Source organism: Myxococcus sp. CA005 (genome assembly GCF_006518205.1).
Taxonomy (GTDB): Bacteria; Myxococcota; Myxococcia; order Myxococcales; family Myxococcaceae; genus Myxococcus; species Myxococcus xanthus.
On record NZ_SRLV01000011.1, the window covers coordinates 36,483 to 57,447 of the forward strand.

Annotated in this window: 12 protein-coding genes; 7 read left to right on the forward strand and 5 right to left on the reverse strand. The window is 70.8% G+C overall.

The genetic code is table 11. From position 1 onward, the window contains the following. Positions 1–226 precede the first annotated feature (226 nt). The 4 genes from FMQ63_RS07040 to FMQ63_RS07055 are packed head-to-tail and all read left to right on the forward strand — an operon-like array spanning position 227 to position 10,524. Positions 227–1,888 carry a hypothetical protein gene (locus tag FMQ63_RS07040; protein ID WP_216608357.1) on the forward strand — a complete coding sequence of 554 codons (1,662 nt, stop codon included), beginning with the start codon at positions 227–229 and terminating at the stop codon, positions 1,886–1,888. 36 nt (positions 1,889–1,924) lie between these two features. Then, positions 1,925–3,826, forward strand: coding sequence for a hypothetical protein (locus FMQ63_RS07045; protein ID WP_011554440.1), 1,902 nt, complete (start codon positions 1,925–1,927; stop codon positions 3,824–3,826). Further along, on the forward strand, positions 3,823–7,419 hold the full coding sequence (locus FMQ63_RS07050) for a hypothetical protein (RefSeq protein WP_011554439.1): 3,597 nt from the start codon (positions 3,823–3,825) through the stop codon (positions 7,417–7,419). The genes FMQ63_RS07045 and FMQ63_RS07050 overlap by 4 nt, the downstream gene beginning before the upstream one ends. A gap of 9 nt (positions 7,420–7,428) precedes the next feature. Next, complete coding sequence (locus FMQ63_RS07055; RefSeq protein WP_011554438.1) at positions 7,429–10,524, forward strand: MYXO-CTERM sorting domain-containing protein; 3,096 nt, start codon at positions 7,429–7,431, stop codon at positions 10,522–10,524. Positions 10,525–10,532: 8 nt separating this feature from the next. Here FMQ63_RS07055 and FMQ63_RS07060 read toward each other — a convergent pair whose 3' ends face one another. Further along, complete coding sequence (locus tag FMQ63_RS07060; protein ID WP_020478354.1) at positions 10,533–11,921, reverse strand: response regulator; 1,389 nt, start codon at positions 11,919–11,921, stop codon at positions 10,533–10,535. Between the two features lie 12 nt (positions 11,922–11,933). Between FMQ63_RS07060 and FMQ63_RS07065 the strand changes: the two genes are divergently transcribed. Continuing rightward, on the forward strand, positions 11,934–12,320 hold the full coding sequence (locus FMQ63_RS07065; RefSeq protein WP_011554436.1) for a VOC family protein: 387 nt from the start codon (positions 11,934–11,936) through the stop codon (positions 12,318–12,320). A gap of 65 nt (positions 12,321–12,385) precedes the next feature. Next, complete coding sequence (locus tag FMQ63_RS07070; RefSeq protein ID WP_011554435.1) at positions 12,386–13,681, forward strand: general secretion pathway protein GspE; 1,296 nt, start codon at positions 12,386–12,388, stop codon at positions 13,679–13,681. A 27-nt stretch (positions 13,682–13,708) separates the two neighbouring features. Here the strand turns inward: FMQ63_RS07070 and FMQ63_RS07075 are convergent, their stop codons facing one another. The 3 genes from FMQ63_RS07075 to FMQ63_RS07085 form a co-directional block, all read right to left on the reverse strand. Further along, positions 13,709–14,968 (reverse strand): trans-acting enoyl reductase family protein, encoded by a 1,260-nt coding sequence (locus tag FMQ63_RS07075; protein WP_011554434.1) that lies wholly within the window; start codon positions 14,966–14,968, stop codon positions 13,709–13,711. 84 nt (positions 14,969–15,052) lie between these two features. Then, positions 15,053–17,227, reverse strand: coding sequence for a PEGA domain-containing protein (locus tag FMQ63_RS07080; RefSeq protein ID WP_011554433.1), 2,175 nt, complete (start codon positions 17,225–17,227; stop codon positions 15,053–15,055). A 68-nt stretch (positions 17,228–17,295) separates the two neighbouring features. Then, the gene (locus tag FMQ63_RS07085; protein ID WP_011554432.1) at positions 17,296–18,642 is read right to left on the reverse strand and encodes a trypsin-like peptidase domain-containing protein; all 1,347 of its coding nucleotides are present in this window, start codon (positions 18,640–18,642) and stop codon (positions 17,296–17,298) included. Positions 18,643–18,885: 243 nt separating this feature from the next. Here FMQ63_RS07085 and FMQ63_RS07090 point away from each other — a divergent pair, with 243 nt between their 5' ends. Beyond that, complete coding sequence (locus FMQ63_RS07090) at positions 18,886–19,881, forward strand: response regulator (RefSeq protein ID WP_011554431.1); 996 nt, start codon at positions 18,886–18,888, stop codon at positions 19,879–19,881. Positions 19,882–19,924: 43 nt separating this feature from the next. Here the strand turns inward: FMQ63_RS07090 and FMQ63_RS07095 are convergent, their stop codons facing one another. Further along, complete coding sequence (locus tag FMQ63_RS07095) at positions 19,925–20,962, reverse strand: agmatinase family protein (RefSeq protein WP_011554430.1); 1,038 nt, start codon at positions 20,960–20,962, stop codon at positions 19,925–19,927. Positions 20,963–20,965: the final 3 nt, after the last annotated feature.

The following is a 20,965-nucleotide window of genomic DNA, read 5'->3' on the forward strand; positions in this document are numbered from 1 at the left end:
CGGGTGTTCGCCTTGACCCACGGCGAGTGGGCTCCCTACACTTCGGGGAGGAGTCATTCCTGTTCAAGGGCAATCCCGGGCGAAAGCCCCGGTGCGCAAAGCCGCGGGGCCTGAAGTCCGGCCGGCCGTGACCGCCGTGGGAAGTCAGCACCGGACAGGTTCCGGGCCCACTGCGCCTTGGGCGGGCATGGGTCTTCATTTCGGAACCCCCGGGAGGTCCTATCCGATGCTGCGGACACTGGCCCTGAGTTGCTGCCTGTTTTCCCCGCTCGTCTTCGCCTCCACACCGGAGCTCCGCACCCTGACGGGCACCCTGCACGTGGTGGCCGGCGGCCCGGGTGACCAGACGGACCCGCACGTCAGCGGACCGCTGGTGGCCTATACGAACGAGTCCCGTGGCACGAGCGAGATTCGCTACCACGACCTGCGGACCTCCGCGGATGCGGCCATCCCCAATGGGGGCGCGTTCGACTTCGTGTCGGACATCTCGGACGGCACCATCGTCTTCACGCGCGTGAGTACTTCGAGCGCCATCTACACGTTCGACGTGGCCGTGGACGCGGCACCGCGGGAGCTGGCTCCGGAGGCGGGCAGTAGCCGGCGCTCCGCGGTGATTGGCGGCCGCACGGTGGCGTGGCAGGACTTCGGCTACACCGGCGTGACGTCGCAGCCGGAGATTGCCGTGTATGACCTGGACCAGGGCACGCTCACCCGGCTCACGGATGACACGTTCCAGGACCGTGCGCCCGCGGTGTCGCCGGATGGCTCGACGGTGGTCTGGGCCAAGTGCGACGAGCAGGGCCTGCGTTGCGACATCTGGCAGGCGCGGCGAGGCGCCTACGGATTCAGCTCACAGGCGCTGACGGGCAGCGAGGGCGAGGAGTCGCAGCCGGACACCAACGGGGACATCGCCGTCTACGCCAGCACGCGGACCCTGGATGGCGTGACGGACCGGGACATCTACTGGAAGCCCCTGAACGGCGGCACGGAGCAGCGGCTGGCGCTGCCGGGCATGGACGCGAATCCCAGCATCAGCGGCTCGCTGATTGCCTTCGAACGCAGGGACCCGGTGAGGAACGACTTCGACATCGTGCTCTACGACTTGAGCACCGAGACGCTCTACGCCATCACCGAGACGCCGGAGAACGAGAGCCTCACCGACCTGAGCGTGGACGCGGACGGCACGGTGCGCGTGGTGTGGACCGTTTCGGAGAACGGCGACTTCAACGTCCATGCCTTCACCTTCAAGTTGGATGATGAGCCCGGGTGCAAGCTCGCGGCGGTGGACACGCCGTCCCCCGAGGCGGTCTGCGCGCGGCCCGGTACCTGGCCGCTGCTCGCGGCGCTGGAAGTGGCGCGCACCAGTGGTCAGCCCAACGGCGTGGCGCTCGGGTTCGCGGGCACGGGTGAGGGCGTGTTGTGCGTGGACAACGGCTACAACGGCGAGGACTCCACCGCGGGCTGGGTGTGGATCAACGGCCGCGAGCTGGTGGACCCGTCTCGCTTCAAGCAGGGTGTTCCGCTGGTGGCCACGCGCGCGCCGCTGGATGGGCACAACTCGCTGGCGGCGCTCATCTCCGGCAAGCCCGGCAGTGCCTTCCGGCTGCGCGTCTATGGTCCCCCCGCCGTGTGTCAGCCCGTGGCGGATACCTCCACGGGAGCCCGCGTCATTCCGGGGCGTGCGCTGAAGGCGGTGTCATCTTCGTCCTCGGCGGTGTCGCCGGCGACCTTCGTGCCCGAAGGGCCGGTGCATGACACAGCGCTTCGGGGCTGTAGCACGGGCGGCGGGCCGTTGACGCTTTCCGGGGTGATCCTGTTGCTGGCGTGTTGGCTGCGTCCGAGCGCGCGGATGCGGAAGGCGCTTCGGCACAGCCACCGCGCCCTGTAGACTGACGCGGCCCTGAACCGGTTTCTCCTCTTCGGATTGTTGCTGCTGTGTGCCCCGGCCTGGGCGGACACGCTCGAGATACTCGGGCCGTCGTCCGCCGTGGCGCCGGATGGATTCCCCGTGGCGCTCGTCCGCAAGGATTCGGCGGGCCGTCCGGTTCCGATGGGGAAGCCTTCGGTGCAGGCAGACGGCGCGGAGCTGCGAGAGGACACCGCGGAGCCGCCGCTGCGCACGTTCGTGGTGACGCCGCGTCCGGGCGCGCGTGACGTCGTGGTCCGCGCGAACGTGGATGGACTGGCGGCCCAGGCGCGCTACGTGCTGGGGCCACCGGCCGCCGAGGTGCGGCTGGCGCTGGAGCCACCCGCACCCGTGAAGGGCAAGGACACGGAAGCGCGGCTCACCGTCCAGTTGGTCCGGCCGGATGGCACCGCGGATGACAGCGGCGCGCCTCCCGTGGTGAGGGTGAGCGTGGGCCGCGTGGAAGGGCTGGAGCGGACGGGGCCGGGCACGTATCGCGCGCGTTACGTCCTGCCGGACACGCGTTACCCCGAAGTGGCCATCCTGGTGGCCTTCTCCGCGTGGCCCAGTCCGCAGTCGGTGCATGGGGCTTACGGGCGCGTGCTCGTTCCGCTGGCCGCGTCCGTGAATCTGCCGGGAACGACGGAGCCCGACGCGGAGATTGCCATCGACATCGCGGGCCAGACGTTCGGTCCGGCGGTGGCCGGGCATGACGGTCGCTTCCGGGTGCCCATCATCGTGCCGCCCGGACATCGCATCGGGCAGGGGCGGGTGGTGGACAAGGTGGGCAACGTGCGGCGGATGCCCATCGACCTGAGGCTGCCGCCCACCGATGGCCTGGCCTGCGTGCTTCAGCCGCAGCGGCTCCCCTCGGACGGCGTGTCCCAGGCCCGGCTGGTCTGCGCGACGAGTGATGCCATGGGCCAGCCCGTGGACGACGCGCGCGTTACGACCCAGGTCCGCCACGGCACCTTGCGCGGCCCCACGCGCGCGCCGGGAGGATTGCTGGAGTGGCGCTACACCGCGCCGCGGAAGTTGGTGAGCGACGAGCGCATCGAGGTTGCGTGGCCTCAGCGAGGGCCCGGCTCGCGCGAGTCTCCGGCGCTGGAGTTGGTGCAGGGGCCCGTCGCGATGACCCGCCTCGAAGTGGGTGATGCGCTGGTGCACCACGGGGCTCGCACGCGTGTGGAAGTGACGGCGCGGGATGCTTTCGACCGTCCCCGGCCGGGTGCGACGGTGGAGTTGAGCGCACTGGTGGGAACCTTCGGTCCGGCGGAGGAGCCACAGCCGGGGACCTTCATCAGCGCCTGGGCTCCGCCAGCCACGGGGGCAGCGACGGACGTGGACCTGCGTGCTCGCGCATGGGGGCCTTCGGGCCATGAGCCGGCGCGCATCACCGTGTGGCGGGCCGCAGGCGAGCTGTACGCGGGCGTGTCCGACCTGGCGGGTCTGCCGGTGCCGGGACAGCCGCTGCGTGTGGATGGCCGCGAGGTGACGACGGGCACGGACGGCACGGTGCGCCTGGGGCCCGCGCGCCCGGGAACGCTGGAGATTTCGCACGGCGTGTGGACGGGCCTGACGCGGACGGTTCACGTGTTGGGTGCGGATGGGCCTGTGTTTCCGTTGGAGCGCCCGCTGGTGTCGTCCGCCGCGTCCCAACGCGTGCGACTGGCACCTGAGATTCCGGTGAACGTGCGGCTCAAGGTGAGCGGGACGCGGGTGACGTACTGGGTGGAGGATGCGAACGGGCAGGTGCTGATGGGGCGCGAGGTGTTCGTCTCGCTCACGGGTGGTCAGCGAGCCGAAGAGCGGGTGGAGGAGGGGCGCACCTCCTTCACCGTGCGGGCGCCGGGACCGGTGAGTGTCTCCGTCGCGGATGTCGCCACGGGCGTCACGGCGTTGGCGGAGGTGCGCCCATGATGCGCATGCTGGCCTGCCTGTTCGCCGCCGCGATGCTGGTGCCGCTGAGCACCTGGGCGCAGGCGCTGTCGCAGGACACTCCATCGCAGGCCTCCACCATCGCGGGCCGGGTGTGCCAGGACGTGGACGGTGATGGGCTGTGCGGCGCGGATGAGCCGGGCCTGCCCGACGTGCGGTTGGTGCTCACCACCGGCCGCGAAGTCCGCACGGACGCGCGGGGCCGCTTCCACATCACCGGCGTCGATGCCCGCGTGCCGGATTCGGTGGGGGGACTGCACCTGCGGCCAGGGCGTCATCGGCTGAAGGTGGACACGCGCTCGTTGCCGATCTCCAGCCGGGTCAGCCCGGAGGCGGCGACGGTCGAGGTCCCCTGGGGCGCCGTCGTCCTCCAGGACTTCGCCGTGCGCAGCGTCACGGTGGAGGCCGCGCCCGTGCGGCTCTCCTTTGCCAAGGCACCGCCCATGGCGGAAGTCGCGCCAGGGCAGGGCGTCGTGCGCTTCCGTGTCGCAGGACAGGCCTCCGCGGGCGACGCCGTCACCGTGTCGGGTGTGGCAGCCCAGGTGGACGAGAAGGGCGCATGGCAGGCGCAGGTGCCGCTCGTCGAGGGAGAGAACCCACTGTCCATCACCGCCACGGGGGCCCAGGGCACGGTGCGCCTGTACCGCCAGCGCGTGGACGTGGTCCCGCGTGACGGCGGTTGGTTGGTGGCCCCCAGGCCGATGCTGCCCCTCGCCACGCTCCAGTTGCCCGCGGGCAGTGACGCGCCCGCGGCCAGTGGCGCCTCCCGCGTGCAGGTCGAGGCGCCCTTGGGGACGCGCATCCGCACGCCCGAGGGCGAAGTCGTGGTGGGGCCCGAAGGCCGTGCGGATGTCCTGGTGGTGTTGTCCCCGGGGCGCAACCAGGTGCCCGTGCGGCTGTCGCCGCCGGATGCTCCGCCTCGTGACGAGACGCTGGAGATTGCCGCCGCGGTACGTCCCTTCGCCGTGGGCCTGCTGGACCTGGAGGCCACCTATGCGCCGCGAAATGGCGACGTGCAGCTGCGGGGACGCGGCTCTGCTCACGCGGAGCTCCGGCTGGGCGCGGTGGACCTGGTGGGCGAGCTGGACCTGCGCGACACGGATGGTCGCACGCTGAACGGTGCCAGCCTGCCAGACTGGCTCCGCCCGCGCATGCCGGAGCGCTTCGACCGCGCCGCCGACCCGGACCTCGCGCCCGCGGAGTGGGGGGACGACTCGGTGTCACTGACGCCCAATGCCTCGGAGGCACGTCTTCGGTTTGAGGCGCGCCACGCGGAGCACGGCCGCGCGGGCCTGGGCACCTACCGCGCGCAGCTTCACGACCGTGAAGTGGGCCGTTATCACCGTCCGCTCTTCGGCCCCTACGCGGAGGTTCATGCCGGCGAGGAGGCGACGCGCGTGGGCGTGAAGGCGTTTGGCGGGAGCCTGACGGACCCGGTGCGGCAGGTGTCCGCGGTGCCCGCGCACGAGGAGCTGCGCGCCACGGGCGGAAGCCTCTACTACCTGGGCGCGGCCTCGGTGGCGGAGGGCTCCGAGTTGGTGCGCGTGGAGCTGCGGGACGGCGTCACCGGTCTGCCGCTGGGCGAGCGGCACCTCATTCGCGGCATCGACTACGACATCGACTACTTCGCCGGCCGCATCCTCCTGGCGCGTCCGCTCTCCTTCCTCGCGGGCGAAGCCTGGCTGCGGACCAGCGCGCCCACGGAGTCACCCGAGCCGGTGCTGGTGGTGGACTACGCCGCGCTGCGCATCGCGGACGCGGGCGACACGGCGGGCGGTGAGGTGTGGGGCGAGTGGCGCGGCTCGCGGCTGGGACTCGGCGCGGTACGCGAGGGCCGGGAGGGACGGCCGTACACGCTCTACACGGGACGCGCGAGCACGGCGCTCGGTGGTTACCGCATGGCGGCGGAAGTCGCGTCCAGCCGTGGCACCGCCGTGGATGCTTCCTTCTTCGGCGTCTCGGATGACGGTGGCCTCAGCTTCATCCGCCCCCGGCCGGACATGGGCACCGGCGCGGAGGCCGTGAGTCTCCAGCTGTCAGGTCCCGGGCTTCATGGCGAGGGCTCGGTGGACGCGGCGTTCCGCCTGCGCGGGCGGGGTTTCTCCGATGGCGCACACACCGACGCTGCGCGCTTCCGGCAGTCGTCAATCCGTGTGAGCCAGCCGCTGGGCCGGCTCCGGTTGACGTTGCTGGCGGACGAGCGGAGCTCGGCCGATCCGCGTGAGCCATTCATGGACAGCCCGTTCTCCGCTCGCGTCCTGGCCGCGGGTGTGGGTTGGGAAGAGGCACGGTGGGGCGTGCGTGCGGAGGTCCGTGACTCGCGGCTGAACGCGGCGCGGGTGGCAGGAGTGGGGCCCACGCTCTTCGGTGGTCGCACCTCCGCGGGCGTGGCGGGCTCGCTGCGGGTGTTCGAGCGGCTTCAGCTTCGCGCAGCGCACCGGCAGGCCCTGGCCCTGCATGGCGAAGGGCCCGGGCGCTTCGATGACACCTTCACGTCCGCGGGCGTGGATGTCGAGGTGGACCGGACCACGCGCGCTGGGGTGTTCGGAGGCTGGGGACCGGAGCTGGGCCCCCGGGCGTGGGCCAACGTTGAGTCGCGGCGGGGGCAGGACGTGTTCTACGGCGGTTACTCCGTCGACGTGGACGGCCCTGACTTCGGCGCGGGACGGACGCTGACGGGTGCCCGCACGGAGCTGCCGGAGAGTGGCACCGCGCTCTTCGTGGAGGATGTGGGCTCGCACGACGCGACGGCCGTGCGGCTGGCTCGCGCCGTGGGCTTCCAGCAGCAGGTGACGGGCGGTTTCAGCGTGGGCGCGCGCTACGAGCGCGGCGTGCGCAGCCTGTTGGACGTGGACAGCCCGCTGCGGCGCGAGGCGGGCGGTGTCTTCGGGCAGCTCGTCCTGGCGCGCTTGCGGCTGGACGGGCGTGTGGAGCTTCGCCGGGAGGAGGGCACGCCGGAGCGAGGCGCGGCCACGGCGGTGGACCGTCTGCAAGCGGTGGTGGCACTGGCCGCGCAGGCGCAGTTGCTGGAGGACGTGACGGCCTCCGGGCGGGTGGACTTCGCGCGCACCGTCAACGCGGACGTGCTGGAGACGCGGCTGGTGGAAGGCTACGCGGCGGTGGCGTGGCGGCCGGGGCCCTGGCTGGTGGTGGCGCGTTACGGCATCACCCGCGAGCTGTTGCCCGGCGTCCGGTCCGCCTTCGGAGACCGGGCCTTACAGACCCTCTCTCTCTTGCCAGCGGTGCGCCTGGGCGACCGGCTCTCCGTGGCGGCGGGCCTGCATGCGGGGCACACCCGGGCGGAGGACTCGGGGCGTTGGGTGTGGACGGGCACCCTCCGTCCCGCGGTGCGAATCGTGGGCGGTCTGGAGCTGGGGGCAGAGCTGGCACGGCGAACGGCGTCTCCCGAGGGCGAGCGGCTGACCGCGCTCCGTGCGGAAGTCGCCTATCGGGTCGATGAGCGGCTGCGCTTGGCCACCGGGTACACACTCCTGGGCTTCAGCGGCTTGGGTTTGTCCCCCGACTCGTCGGACAATCAGGACCGGCTCTACCTGCGAGCCGAAGTGGCCTACTAGGAGCAATCCGTGCGTCCCCTCGTCATCATCAGCCTCTGCCTGGGTGTTGCCACTGCGGCACGCGCCGACTGGGACGTGGATGAGGTGCCGGGCATCGCCCGCAGTGTGGACGTCTTCGCTCCGGGCAGCTACTCGGTGAGCACCTCGACGCAGACGGAGCTGTTCGAGAACGGCATCCAGTCCGCCGTCTTCCTGCACAGCGACGTCTTCGGCACGTTCTTGTCTCCGATGGGCTGCTTCGCCGTCGTCGTGCGCCCGGGTGACGTCATCAGTCACCAGAACTGCCGTGCGGCTGGAAACATCATCCCCCCGGACCCGGTGAACACCGTGGTGGGTATCCGGCGGGTGAAGCACACCCCGTCTGGTACGGGCTATGCCGCGGTGGCCCTCTCTGACGGTGGACTCTCACTGCTGACGGCGTCAGCGGGGCTCGCAGGCCCCACGCCCTGGACGTTGCTGAGCGCCGGCGCGGGCCTCCTGTCCTCCACGGACGTGCTAGGCGTGGTGGAGACTTCGGATGGCGCGCCCCATGCGCTCTTCAGTGTCACCGGTGTCACCCGGACGGAGTTCCTCTGGTACACGCGGGACAGGCGTCAGGCGCAGATGGTCGTGCCGTCGCACCTGACCAGCGAGGCTCCGCTCACGGTGGACCTCTTCGCCGGAAGCGGACCGCATCCCATCGCGTTGTTCGGCAATTCGGACGGCCTGTTCCGCGGACAGTTGGACCCGGCCGGGACGACCTTCTCCGCCGTGATGTTGCCCGACGGCATGAGCGACGTCCGCATCACCTCGGTGGACGTGAACACGGGCAACGGCAGCGTCCATGGCGAAGGCTTTGGCCTCGCGGTGGGCGTGGATCCCAGCGGGGAGCCCGTGGTGCTGGGGGCCGTGCCCGCGAGCAGCGCGGACAACGCGGGGACTCAGTGGCGGGTCCACCCGGTCTTCGAGGGCTCGGCGCTTCCGGGCGCTTCGCAGGCGACGCCGCTCGAGGTGTCGTGCATCGGCTCCTCGTTCTGCCTGTTCATCCTGGACCAGCCGAGCTTCAACGTCGTGACGTACGTCAACGCCAACGCCCCCGTGCTGGACGTGGGGCCCTCGCCCATCGTGGTGAACGAAACGGGGACGGCGACGGCTCGGTTCTCCGCCACCGACGCCGACTCCGATGCGGTGCGCGTGTCGGTGGATGCATCGTCAACGCCGGGCGCCGACCTGGTTGGCGTCAACATCGTGGAGCACCCCGACCAGCTCGACGTGACGCTCGTTCCGCAGCGGCCCGTCTGCAAGGACGAAGAGGGGCTCCTGCGGGTCTACGCCTCGGACGGGCTCGCGTCCCACGACGTGCAGGCCACGGTGGCCTACCGGGTGGTGAACACCAAAGGGCCCGCGCAGCCCACGGTGTTGCCCTCACGGGAGTCGACCACCGCGTCGGGCGCGTCGCGGGTGTTCACCGCGCAGCCGGCGAGCGAGGCCTGTCCGGCGGTGCGCTACGTCTGGTCTCCCGTCTCAGGACAGTCGGGCGCACCGCTGCTCTCCACCGATGGCGGCGCCCAGGCGACCTTCACGCCGCCGGAGGTGCTGTGCCAGGAGTCGGGTACCAGCTACGCGTACGAGGTCCGTGGCGTGGATGAAGGCGGCCTGACGTCCAGCGCCGCCGCCATCTTCACCGTGGACGTCGCGCCCTGGGGCCGGCCGCTGGTTCCCTTCGCCTCGGGCTCGGAGCGGACGCTCACGTCGGGCCCAGGGGCCAGCGTGGACGTGGTCCCCGATGCGCTGCACACCTGCGAGGGGACGTCCGGATTGCCGACCGTGGACACGGAGTGGCGGCTGAGCGCTTCCGGTTCGGGCATTCCCGACGGTGTCACCGTGAGGACCGCGGACGGAACGGCCGTCACGTTGCACTCGCCGGTGTCGAGCGAGCGCCTGCGCGTCGAGGCCGCGGAGTGCGCGTACGGGACGCTGGCCCTCACCGCCAGGAATCGCATTCCCGTTACCGGCGGTGGCACGCAGGACAGCGCTGACGCCGAGCTCCGCGTTCGGGTGGAGCCTTCCCTGGAGGACGTGGCCACGGGCAGCCTGGAGCTGGGCGTGGTGCCGTCGGGCGAAGGGGACGTGGACATCGCCCTGGACACGTCGCTGAACTGCGTGGACGCGCGCACGCTGAAGGCGCGGATGTTCCTGGAGACCCTGGGCGGCGAGGCGTTGGACTCGGCGGTGGTGCCGGTACCCGGGACGTGGCGCCCCGCGCTCCCGCGCTCCTGCACCCTCGAGTCCTACCGCGTGCGCGGCGAGCTCTTCGACGACAGTGAGGGGCCGGTGCGAGAGGGCGGCCGTGCTCAGACGGAGATTCCCAACCAGCCCCTGCCGGCGCGGCTGGGAGCGCTCGAAGCCGGGGCGCTGGTGGCACGCTGTGGCGAAGGCGCGAGCGCCACGCTGACGCAGACGATTCCGGCCAATGCCTGCGGCGAAGTGGCCATCTCCTGGTCCCAGGTGGCGGGGCCCGCGCTGTCAGAAGTCTCCCTGGCGGGCCCGAGCGTCACGGTGAGCACGCAAGAGACAGGGCTGGAGGCGTTGGTGGGCCAGTCCATCACCCTGCGCGTCCTCGCCGACGCGGGCGGCAGCAACACCGCGACCACGGATTACGTGCTGCCGATTACCTCCGAGCGCTTCGTGGACGTGCGTCACGCGATGGAGTCGCCCACGGCTTCGGAGAAGGGGCTGGTGGGCGTGGTGGTGGAGCTGCGCAACACCTCCGAGTGCGAGGTCGGCGGCCTCCACTACCTGGAGAACGTGGACGGGCTGGAGTGGGTGCCCGGCAGCGTGAAGCTGGACGGCGTCGCGGTGGAGGCGCGGGCGGTGGACGGTGGCTTCCGGGTGGAGGACATCCGGCTGCCCGCGCAGAGCACGCAGATGCTGACGTACGTGGGCCGCTCGCCGCTGCTGTCCACGCCGCGGCTGGGCGGGGAGATGACCCTCAACGGCGTGCCCGTTTCGGGGGATGCCGCGGTGCCGCCTCCGACGTCGGGATGCGGCTGCTCGGGAGGGGGTTCGGGCGCGGCCGTCTTCGGGCTGGCGGCGCTGGCGCGGGTGCTGCGCCGCCGGAAGTAGGGCGGCGCTTACAGCCCGAAGCTGATGCGGTGACGGCGGCTCGGCGTGTCGGGCCGCTCCTCCAGTACACCGAGGAGCTCCAGTCCCCGCAGCGTGGCCAGCGTCTGCCGCTCCGGCAGGTCGGTGAGGGCGAGCAGGTCCTCCACCGTCTTGCTGCCGTCCGCATACGCCAGCACCAGGGCCTGGGCCCCCTCGAGCTTCAGCTCGTGCAGGCCGTAGGGCGCATCGGCGGTGGGGAACAGCCGGCGCGAGCGCGGCATGTGCCGACGCAGCGTCACCAGCGTCTCCGTCTTCGCCACGCCCTCCAGCACCAGGTCACCGGGGAAGACGGACAGCTTCACCAGGTCCGTGCGGCGGGGGCGCATGGCACTGAAGCCGTAGCCGCCTTCCTTCCACGTGAAGGTGGACCAGATGATCTCCTTCACCTGCTCCACCAGCAGTTGCTCTCGCTGGGCCGCGTCCATCAGGCCCATGCGCAGCATGGCCTCGCCGGTGCGCAGTCCGCGCTCTTTCGCGAAGGCGGCGACCTCGGCGAGCCGGGCCTCGGGCAGCACGCCCTGGCGGACGCAGAATCGGCCGAAGCGCTCGGCGGCGAGGTTGGACGCGGCGTACACGACGCGGCCGGACTCGAAGTAGACGACCTTGAGCACCTGGCCCTGCTGAAGCTTCAGCTCGCCGTGGTGGCGGGCTTCGTAATAGGCGTTGAGCAGCCGCGCGACGGTGGCGTCCTCCAGGACGCCGCCCAGGGACCAGTCGGGCAGCGCGCGCTTGGGCGGCGGCGGAGTCGAAGGCGCGGTGCTTTCGCTCCAGACCTGCTCGCGCCTGCCGAAGGGCAGGGGGAGGGCGTGCTCCGTGTCCGCGGGCTCTGGCAACGGGTCGGTACTGGGGACGACCTGCAGGGGCTCGGCGGCGTCGCTGGGCTCAGGGGGGAACTCTTCCAGCACGATGAGGTCCTCGGTATCGAGCAGCTCGTCCAGCAGCACGCTCTCCGCGATGGGCGGGGGAGCGCGGGGTTGAGGTGCAACGCCACCGGCCTGCTCCAGGGCCTCCATGACGGTGATGAGCTCGAACGGCTTCTCGAAGAAGCTCCGGGCGCCGTGGACCTGCACGGCCTCCTGGGCGAAACGGTCCCCTTTGTACACACCACTGACGGCGATGGCGGGGATGCCATGGGCACGCAGCGCGGCCAGCACCTCGCTGCCCCGGATGTCCGGGAGCAGCAGGTCCACCAGGGCCGCGTCCCAGTGTTGTCCGGGGCCGAGTGACTCCAGCGCGGCCTCGCCGGTGGCCGCGGCTTTCGCGTCGTGTCCCCGGCTTTGCGCCAGGGCGACGATGAGGGAGGCCAGCTCGTGGTTGTCTTCGACGATGAGCAGTCGCGCCATGGGCGCGCAGACCATAGCATCCGCGTCATGGACGTTCAGGGCTTCCACCACGTGGCCATCCAGGCGCGGGACATCGAGCGTGTCACCGGCTTCTACAGAGACCTGCTGGGCTTTCCGGAGTTGACCCGTCATCTCCGCCCGGACGGCTCCTTGCGGAGCATCTGGGTGGGCGTGCCTGGGGGCGGCTTCCTGGCCATCGAGGCGGCGGGCGGCGAGCCCGTCTCCACGCCGTTTCGCCACGAGGCGCCGGGTCTTCTGCTGCTGGCATTCCGGATTCCGAAGGCAGCTCGGGCGGGTGTGGTCGACACCTTCACCCGCGCGGGTGTGCCGCTGGAGAACGAGACGCGGTGGTCGGTGTACGTCCGGGACCCCGAAGGCAACCGCGTTGCGCTCAGTCATCACCCGGAGGACTAGACGCACCGCCCCACGGCTGCGGGTGTGCTTGCGGAGCGGGACGGGGCACGGCTACAAGCGGCCCCATGCGCCTGGGTGAGCAGCTCCTGAAGGATGGTCTCGTCACCGCCGAGGGACTCGAAGAAGCGCTCGAGGCCCAGGTGGTGCATGGCGGGCGGTTGGGAACGAACCTGGTGGAGCTGGGCCTGCTGTCGGAGGTGGACCTGGCGAAGGCGCTGGGGAAGGTCCACAACAGCGCGTTCGCGTCCGGGGAGATGGTTCCGGACCCCAAGGCGATGGAGCTGGTCTCCTCGAACCATGCGGACGACAAGGAGTACCTGCCCATGCGGGTGGACGCGACGCGGCTGAGCATCGCCGTCGTGAACCCGCACGACTTCTCGACGCTGGACGCGATTGCCTTCAAGACGGGCAAGCGCGTGGTGCCGGTGGTCATCCCCGAGTTCCGGATGAACCAACTGCTGCGCCGTTACTGCAAGGCGTTCCGGCCGCTGCGCGCCGTCGACATGAACGCGGTGCGGCCGCGTCCCTCGGCGGGCTCGCAGGCCGAGCTGGCCAAGGCCGCGGAGACGCCGCCAGACTTGATGAGCGAGGAGGAGTTCCAGTCCGTCTACGCCTCCGCCCTGCGCGGTGGCGCCGACTCCGACGGGGACATGGGCGAGGAGGAGATCATCACCGGCGTAGAGGTACTGGAGGCCGCGCCCGAGCCTCCGCCCGCGACGGTCCGGCCGCAGGTGCCCGTGGCTCCGCCGCCGCCACCCCAGGCCATCGCTGTCCCACCGCAGATGGTTCAGCCGCACGTGCCACCCCCGGCGCCCGCGCTGGGCGGCTCGCCACCGCCTGTGCAGGTGCCGCGCGCACCGGAGCCGCCGCCGACGCCGCTGACCTTCGCGGAAGCGCAGGCGGAGCTGGCTCGCAGCTCGGACCGCGAGGACGTGGCGCACACGGTGCTGCGCTTCGCGCTGGGCAAGTGGAAGCGGAACCTGCTGCTGTCGGTGCAGGGCAGCCTCGTGACGGGCTGGCACGGCATGGGGGTGGGGGTTCGCGACGCGGTGGTGCGCCGCATCGGCGTGCCGCTGCGGGAGCAGAGCACCTTCCGGCTCGTGCGGGACACGCGCTCGCACTACATCGGGCCCGTCCGCCGTGATGCGGCCATGGGCGTGTTCTACAAGCTGCTGGGGGACGGGTTCCCGAAGACGGCCGTCATCCTCCCGCTGCTGGTGCGCGGCAAGGTCGTGCACCTGCTCTACGTGGACAACGGCCCGGACCAGCTCACTCCGCCCGACGTGGGCGAGCTGCTCATCCTCTCGCAGAGCGTGGGCCGCTCGTACGAGGCGATGATGCGGCGCCGCAAGAGCGCGTAGGACATCGCGCGCTCGCGGCGGAATGGCTCAGGTGGACAGCTCCTCCACTTCGAACGTCATGCCCGCACGGCGCAGCCGCTCCACCAGTCGCATGCCCATGGCGGAGGCCGGCGTGAGCACGCCGCCCGTGGTCGGAGTGTCGTCGAAGGCGAGGCACAGCGCGGACTCGGCGAGCATCCGCGACGTGGCCGCGTAGCCCGGGTCTCCCTGCGCCGCCACCTTGCCCTTCAGCCGCACCTGCTTGCCCGTGCGGGGGGAGGTGCCTTCGCCACGAAGCTGCGCGACGAAGAAGCCTTTCTCCCGGGCTTCCAGAGACGGGCCTTCACCCGGCGCGGGCAGTACCTTCTTCTCCAGCAGCGTGCGTAGGGGCTTCACCTGCATCGCGGCGACGACGCCTCCCAGGCCCGCGGTGACGCCCGTGGCGCGCAGCAGGCCCTTGGGCCCGGCGCCATAGCTGGCGACCTCCGCGTACCGGAAGTGCTCTCCCCACGGGTGACCGAGCAGCGCATTGCTGCGTCGGACGACGCGCGTGTTCACGGTCGCCATGAGGAACGGGCCGGTCCACTGGCCCAGTTCCTGGCTGTAGTGGACGCCCAGCGCGTCCTTGGACTCGGGTCGCCAGCGGCCTGGGACGGGGTCCAGCGCATGCGGGTGGGCCATGATTCGCCGCACCGAGCGGTCCGTTGATGCTTCTTCCATCGCCTGCACCATGCTCGCGGCCGTGCCACCGCTAGCGCCTCCGCGCATGGGACCCATGTAGAGGCGGACTGCTTCCAGGTGCCCGCCATGGTGCTCCCGCATGTGCTCCTGCATCATCAACACGCCCAGGTCCGACGGAATCGAGTCGAAGCCACAGGTGTGGACGATGCGTGCGCCGCTCTGCCGCGCCTGCTCGTGGTGGGCGTCAATCATCCGCCGCATCCACTGCACTTCACCCGTCAGGTCGCAGTAGCTGACGCCGGCCCGAACACACGCCGCGACGAGCTCGCTGCCGTAACGTGCGTAGGGGCCCACCGTGGTGCAGACCACGCGGGTGCGAGGGACCAGGGCATCCAGCGACGCGGCGTCGCGTGCATCCGCGACGAGCAGCGGTAGCTCCGCGAAGGAGGGCGCAATCGCCGCCAGCCCCTGCCGGACCTTCTCCAGCTTGTCGAGGTCGCGTCCCGCCAGGGCCCACCGTGCGCGGTGGCTGTCCTGGGTCCTGGCGAGATATTCGGCGACCAGTCGCCCGGTGAAGCCGGTGGCCCCCCAGGCGATGATGTCGAACTCCGTGGCGGAGGTGTTCATGGGCGCGGGAGTCTGGTCGCGCCCCGAAGGCACCGCAACCGCGGCGTGAAACGAGTGTTCACGCCGCGGAGATTGCTACCCCGGTTACTCCTCTTCGGGCTTCTCGAAGTTGACGTCGAAGGTGACGCGTTGGCCCGGCTCCACCTTGAACGTCTTCTGCCACCGGGAGTTGTTCACGATGACCAGGAGCTGGTGCGTGCCTTCGTACAAGTCCAGTTCCTCGATGGGTGCGGCACCGATGAGCCGGCCATCCACCGTGACGATGGCGCCCTCCGGGGCGCGTACGTTCGCGAATCCCTTGTTGAGGAAGATCTGCTGCGAGGAACGGCCACCCGCCGGCACGGTGATGACCCGTGTCGTCTGGATGCCGAGCACCGGGTTGCTGAGCGTCAGCACGTGACGGCCCGCGGGCACGGCCGCGGAGACCGGCGTGCGGCCCAGGTACTGCCCAGGAATCGAGACCTCCACGCGCGGGTCCACGGTGACGTCCAGCGTGCCCATGGGAATGCCGGCATCCACGGGGCCCGCATCCTGCGTCACGCCGGCGTCGACGGGCAGGGCGTCGGTGACGCCCGCGTCCTCGAGCTCGGACTCGATGTTGGAGGGCAGCTGGCTGAGCACGACGGCCCCCGCGCCCACCGTGAGCGCCAGACCGACGCCCACGAAGGCCATCCAGGTGCGTGACTGCTTCTGCGCGGCGGGAGGCGTCGTGGGGGCCGCGTGTGCGTCCGCGCCCGTCGGGCCGGTGGGGACAGTGGCCCCTGCCGAGGCCCCCGTGCCCGTGGCGCCGGGATGAGCCTGAGTGCCTGTGCCGGACTGATGCTGTGCGCCCGCGCCGGACTGCGCCTGTGCGCCTGAGCCTGAATGGGCCTGAGTGCTTGCGCCGGACTGATGCTGTGCGCCCGCGCCGGAGTGGACCTGTGCGCTTGCGCCCGCCTGTGACTGGCCACCTGCACTGGACTGAGTCTGTGCGCCTGAATGCGCTTGAGCGCCCGCGCCGGATTGCGCCTGTGCGCCAGCCTGCGCCTGGCTGCCTGCACCGGATTGAGTCTGTGCACCCGCGCCACTTTGCGCGTGGCCAATTGCACCGGACTGCGTCTGAGCCCCCGCCGAACCGGAGCCGGACTGCCCCGTGCTGCCCGCAGCCGGTGCCGCCTGCGCGTTGCCACCGGCCGCCGAGCCACTCCCAGCCTGCGCACCCGAACCATCGGGCGAGCCCGAGGCATGCAACTGTCCCGGCAACTCCGGCCACTTCGCGGGCATCAAGCCCGGGGGCAGGGCGCCGCGCGCGAGGAACTCAGCCACGGCGGGCGGAGAGATGCCAGCCTTCTGCATCACCTCGGCGATGCCCGTTTCAATCACCCGCCGCCGCGTCGCGCGAGCCTCGCTCTCGGGCGGGAAGTACTTCGACAGGAACTCCGAGAACTCCGCATGCGTGGGCAGCGAGCCGACGGCCTCGACTACGGCCTCGCGGAACGCGAGCGCCGTCGGATACCGCTCCTTGGCCCGCTTCGCCGTCGCCCGGCGCAGCACCGCGTCCAGCTTCAGCGGCACGTCCTGCGCCATGGGCGGCAGCGAGCGCGTGAGCACGGCCTTGTCCGGGTCCGCCGCATCCTTGAAGGGAATCTTCCCGGAGAGGCACTCGTGCAGGACGAGTCCCAGGAGGAACACGTCCGACTGGACGTTGACCGCCTCGCGTCCACCGAGGAGCTGCTCGGGCGCGCTGTACAAACGCCGGTTCTTCACGCGCTTGCCACCGCGCTCGCGCGGAGCCACGCCGAGCGCGCCATAGCCCGTCACCTTCGTCAGACCGCCGAAGGAGATCATCAACGTCTCGGGCCGGACGTCACCGTGCACAAAGGGCGTGCCGTCGTCATTGCCAGCGACGTGCGCGTAGTGGAGACCCACGGCGGCATCCGCCACGACGAGCGCCGCGAAGTGCGGCGGCAGGCGGGGGTGGGCCTCCAGCAGGCGACGCAGGGGCTCGCCGTCGGCGAACTCGGTGACACGGGCCAGTCCGCCATCCTGCTCGGCCAGGGCGTGGACACGGAGGATGTGCGGATGCTCGAAGACGAGCGCGCGAGCGGTCTCGCGACGCAAGGTCGCCTTCAGCTCGGGGTTCTGCACGACATCTTGCGGTGCCCAGATGAGCACCACGGGACGGGGAGACGCGCCGTCCTCCAGGGCGAGTCCGAGGAAGGCACGTGAGCCTTCCCCAGCCAGCAGGGGACCAAGGGATTGGTAACGGACGGAACTCATGACATCGCATGTTAGTGCGAGTCACGCGGGTCCTGAAATACGGGGAGCCCGTCGCCCTTTCCCGACAGCTACAGCCGGTAGCCTGCTTCCCGCTCGAAGGGCAGCGTCACGTGGTAGCCGTAGCGCCCGCGCCGCACGAGCAACAGGACGCTACGTCCCCGTCGCGCGGTGAGCAGGGACTCCCGGAAGGCGTCGTTCGTCGTCACGGGCTGGTTGTTCACACGGAGGATGATGTCTCCGGGCTCAAGCCCGATGTCCGCCGCCGCGGAGCCCTGGCGCACGCCGGACACGGCCAGGCCGCCGCGAATCTCCTTCACGCGGAGTCCCAGCCGTTCCCACGCCAGCCCCTCGACCATGCGAGCGGGGAACTCCACCGGCGTCACCTGGACGGTGCGCAGGCCGCCTTCGCGGAAGAGCACCACCGGGAAGGCGGAGCGGGCGGGGTAGCCGCGCACGCGGGTGTCGAAGTCCTCGGCGTCCTGGATGCGCGAGCCGCCCAGCTCCGCCACCACGTCCCCGCGCTTCACGCCAGCCTCCGCGGCCGGACTCCCTGCCTCCACCGCCGTCACCAGCGCGCCATAGGCCCGGTCCCACCCGAGCTGCCGGGCGACGCGGACAGGCAGGTCGGCCGTATCGATGCCCACCCACGCCGGGCGCACCTTCCCGAAGCGGGTCAGCTCGTCGACGATGCGGCGCACCTTGTCGGCCGGAATCGCGAAGCCGATGCCCTGCGCGCCGCCGCCGAAGATGGCGGTGTTGATTCCGATGATTTCCCCATCCACGTTGAGCAGCGGGCCGCCCGAGTTGCCCGGGTTGATGGCGGCGTCCGTCTGCACGAAGTCGTTGTAGACGCGGTTGTCGGCGCGGAAGGTGCGGCCCACCGCGGAGACGACGCCCGCGGTGACCGTCTTGCTGAGGCCGAACGGGCTGCCAATGGCGACCACCGTCTCGCCAATCATCAGGTCGGAGCTGGTGCCCAGCTTCGCGATGGGGAGGGCCTCCTTGGCATTGACCTTGAGCACCGCTAGGTCGTTCGCCGCGTCGCTGCCGATGACCTCCGCGTCGAACGAGCGGCCATCCGCCAGGATGACGTGGATGGCGGAAGCGCCCCGGATGACGTGGTCATTGGTGACGATGATGCCGCTGGGGTCGATGATGGCGCCGCTGCCCAGGCCGGAGATTCTCTGACGCTCCGGCTCCGCGCCCATGCCACCGAAGAACTCCTCCAGGGGAGAACGGCGTCCACGGAAGCGCGACTCCACCTCCTGCTCGGTGCCGATGTAGACGACGGCAGGGGAGACCTTCTGCACGACCTCGACGATGGCGTCACGCCGCCGCGCCATGTCCGCGTTCGCCGTGCCCGAGGTCAGCAGGGCCATCACCAGCAGGCTCCACCTCATGACTGCGTGCTTCATTCCAACCCTCCGTGCACCGCCAGGGATTGTCGGGCGAAGGACATTCTGATTGTCGGGAAGGCCGCAGCCTACCCGGGGCCCCTGGATGCGGTGTCTCGCTCTTCATAAACCACTCCGGTCATCCATGAACGAATGCATCTCTGGGATGCACGTCCTCGCGGAGTGTCAGTACACCGTGGGAGTGGATTGTTATCCTGGCGGCGCGCAAGCAGTCGCGGCGTGCCGAGGCGAGGGAGTGGAAGCATGAGTCTCGTCCTGGTCGCGGACGATGAGCCAGCGGTGTTGGAGGTTCTCAGTCAAGTCGTGGAGGACCTGGGCCACGACGTCTTGAGAGCGCGGGATGGCGAGGAGGCGCTCGGTCTGGCGCGTGCCCGGCATCCTCAACTGGTGGTGACGGACCACATGATGCCGCGGCTGAGCGGCGTGGAGCTCTGCCGCCGGATGAAGCAGGAGGCACAGCTCAAGGACGTGCCCGTCATCCTCCTCAGCGCGGTGCTGCCCCAGGGCGCGCCGGAGGCGTTCGCCTTCCTCCACAAGCCCTTTGAAATCACCGACTTCGAATCGGTCATCCACAAATCGCTGGCCGCCTCGCCGGAGCCCCGGATGGCGCACGCGGCGTCCCCCGTGGGCGCGCTGGGGCAGTGGGTGGCGCAGACGCTCCAGGGCCCGCTCGAAACGGCCCGCGAGCAGCTTCGCCGGCTGGAATGCACGCCCTCCGTGGACCGCGCGGCGCTGGACACGCTGGCGGCGCAGCTCCAGTCCATGGAAGCCGTGGGCCGTCACCTGCGCGAGCTGGCGTGGCTGTCCTCGGGCGAGGCGACGCTGGCGCGAATCGACACGGACGTGGGCCAGCACCTGCGCGACGCGGTGGCGGCGCATGGCGCACACGTCACGTTGGAAGCACCCGAGGAGCCAGTCCACGCGCAGGTGGACCCGCCGCGCATCCGGCAGGTGTTCGACGTGCTGCTGGCGAACGCGGTCCGGCAGGGGGACGCGGAGGTGGCGCTCGAAATCTCCCAGACGCAGCTCACGGTGCGCGTGAAGGACGTGGGGCCGGGGGTGGCCGCGGAGGCGCTGGCCCACCTCTTCACGCCCTTCCGGATGGATGCGAAGGGCGTCCGCGGACCGGAGCTGTACGTGGCCTCGGAGCTGGTGCGCCTGCAAGGGGGCGCGCTGTCCGTCCAGTCACGACCCGGCGAGGGCTCCACGTTCAGCCTGATGCTGCCGCGGAGCACCTGACACGCGATGGCATCCCTTCACGGGCGCTTCGCGTGACGAGACGTCAGGCCTGCTGCGACTTCAGCATCCAGCCAATCATCTTGTACAGAAGCCGGGCGCCGACGTTGCCGTCCCACTCGCCGCCCTCGGGGTCGGGGGCCACCTCGGTGAGGTCGAAGCCCACGATGGTGCGCCCGGAGCGGACCACGCCGGCGATGAGGGCCACGGCCTCGGCGAAGGACAGTCCGCCGGGCACCGGGGTGCCCGTGTGGGGGCAGAGCACGGGGTCCAGCCCGTCGATGTCGAAGGACAGGTAGACCTGCTTCGGGAGCAGGGCGACCATCTCATCCACCTGCCGGTTCCAGGGCACGCCGTCGAAGCGCTTGTTCTGGAGGACGGCGTCGAAGAAGCCGTGCACGCGGCCGTTGGAGTCCGCGATGTACTGGTACTCCTCCGCGCTCATGTCGCGCAGGCCCACCTGGACCAGCGTCTTCACGCCGGGGATGCGCTCCGCGACGTTGTACATGATGGACGCGTGGGACCAGGTGAAGCCCTCGTAGGCCACGCGCAGGTCGGCGTGCGCGTCCAGGTGCAGCACGCCCAGGCCGGGGTACTTCTCCGCGTGCGCGCGGATGATGCCGTAGGAGATGGAGTGGTCACCGCCCACCGCGGCCACGCGCTTGCCCTGGTCCAACCAGTGCTTGGTGGTGCGGTAGACGTGCTCGTTCATCTGGTCGCAGAGGACATTCACGTCCTGCGCGGCCTGAATCAGCGCGGCCTCGCCGGAGTGGATGCCACCGGCCTCGATGACGACCTGGGCGCGCTCCTTGGCGCGGGTGTTCCAGTCGCGCAGCTCCTGGGGCTCGGGGAGCATGGCGATGCCACGCTCGTAGGGACGACCCGTCTCCACGTCGAAGAGGTCGACCTGCCGGCTGGCTTCCAGGACGGCGGTTGGCCCCTCGGACGTGCCACCGCCGTAACTGGTGGTGGCCTCGAAGGGAACGGGGATGAGGATGACGTGCGCCTCTTCCGGGGAGTGGGGGAGGCCGAACACGCCGGAGTCCGGCTGGGCGGCGGCGCTGGGGTCGAAGTGGGTAGCCATGGC

What these genes read in the sequence shown, in the direction of transcription:
- FMQ63_RS07040 (WP_216608357.1), top strand. Translation starts at nt 227, where the DNA reads ATGCTGCGGACACTGGCCCTGAGTTGCTGCCTGTTTTCCCCGCTCGTC.
- FMQ63_RS07050 (WP_011554439.1), top strand. Translation starts at nt 3,823, where the DNA reads ATGATGCGCATGCTGGCCTGCCTGTTCGCCGCCGCGATGCTGGTGCCG.
- FMQ63_RS07060 (WP_020478354.1), bottom strand. Translation starts at nt 11,921, where the DNA reads ATGGTCTGCGCGCCCATGGCGCGACTGCTCATCGTCGAAGACAACCAC.
- FMQ63_RS07065 (WP_011554436.1), top strand. Translation starts at nt 11,934, where the DNA reads ATGGACGTTCAGGGCTTCCACCACGTGGCCATCCAGGCGCGGGACATC.
- FMQ63_RS07070 (WP_011554435.1), top strand. Translation starts at nt 12,386, where the DNA reads ATGCGCCTGGGTGAGCAGCTCCTGAAGGATGGTCTCGTCACCGCCGAG.
- FMQ63_RS07075 (WP_011554434.1), bottom strand. Translation starts at nt 14,968, where the DNA reads ATGAACACCTCCGCCACGGAGTTCGACATCATCGCCTGGGGGGCCACC.
- FMQ63_RS07080 (WP_011554433.1), bottom strand. Translation starts at nt 17,227, where the DNA reads ATGAGTTCCGTCCGTTACCAATCCCTTGGTCCCCTGCTGGCTGGGGAA.
- FMQ63_RS07085 (WP_011554432.1), bottom strand. Translation starts at nt 18,642, where the DNA reads ATGAAGCACGCAGTCATGAGGTGGAGCCTGCTGGTGATGGCCCTGCTG.
- FMQ63_RS07090 (WP_011554431.1), top strand. Translation starts at nt 18,886, where the DNA reads ATGAGTCTCGTCCTGGTCGCGGACGATGAGCCAGCGGTGTTGGAGGTT.
- FMQ63_RS07095 (WP_011554430.1), bottom strand. Translation starts at nt 20,962, where the DNA reads ATGGCTACCCACTTCGACCCCAGCGCCGCCGCCCAGCCGGACTCCGGC.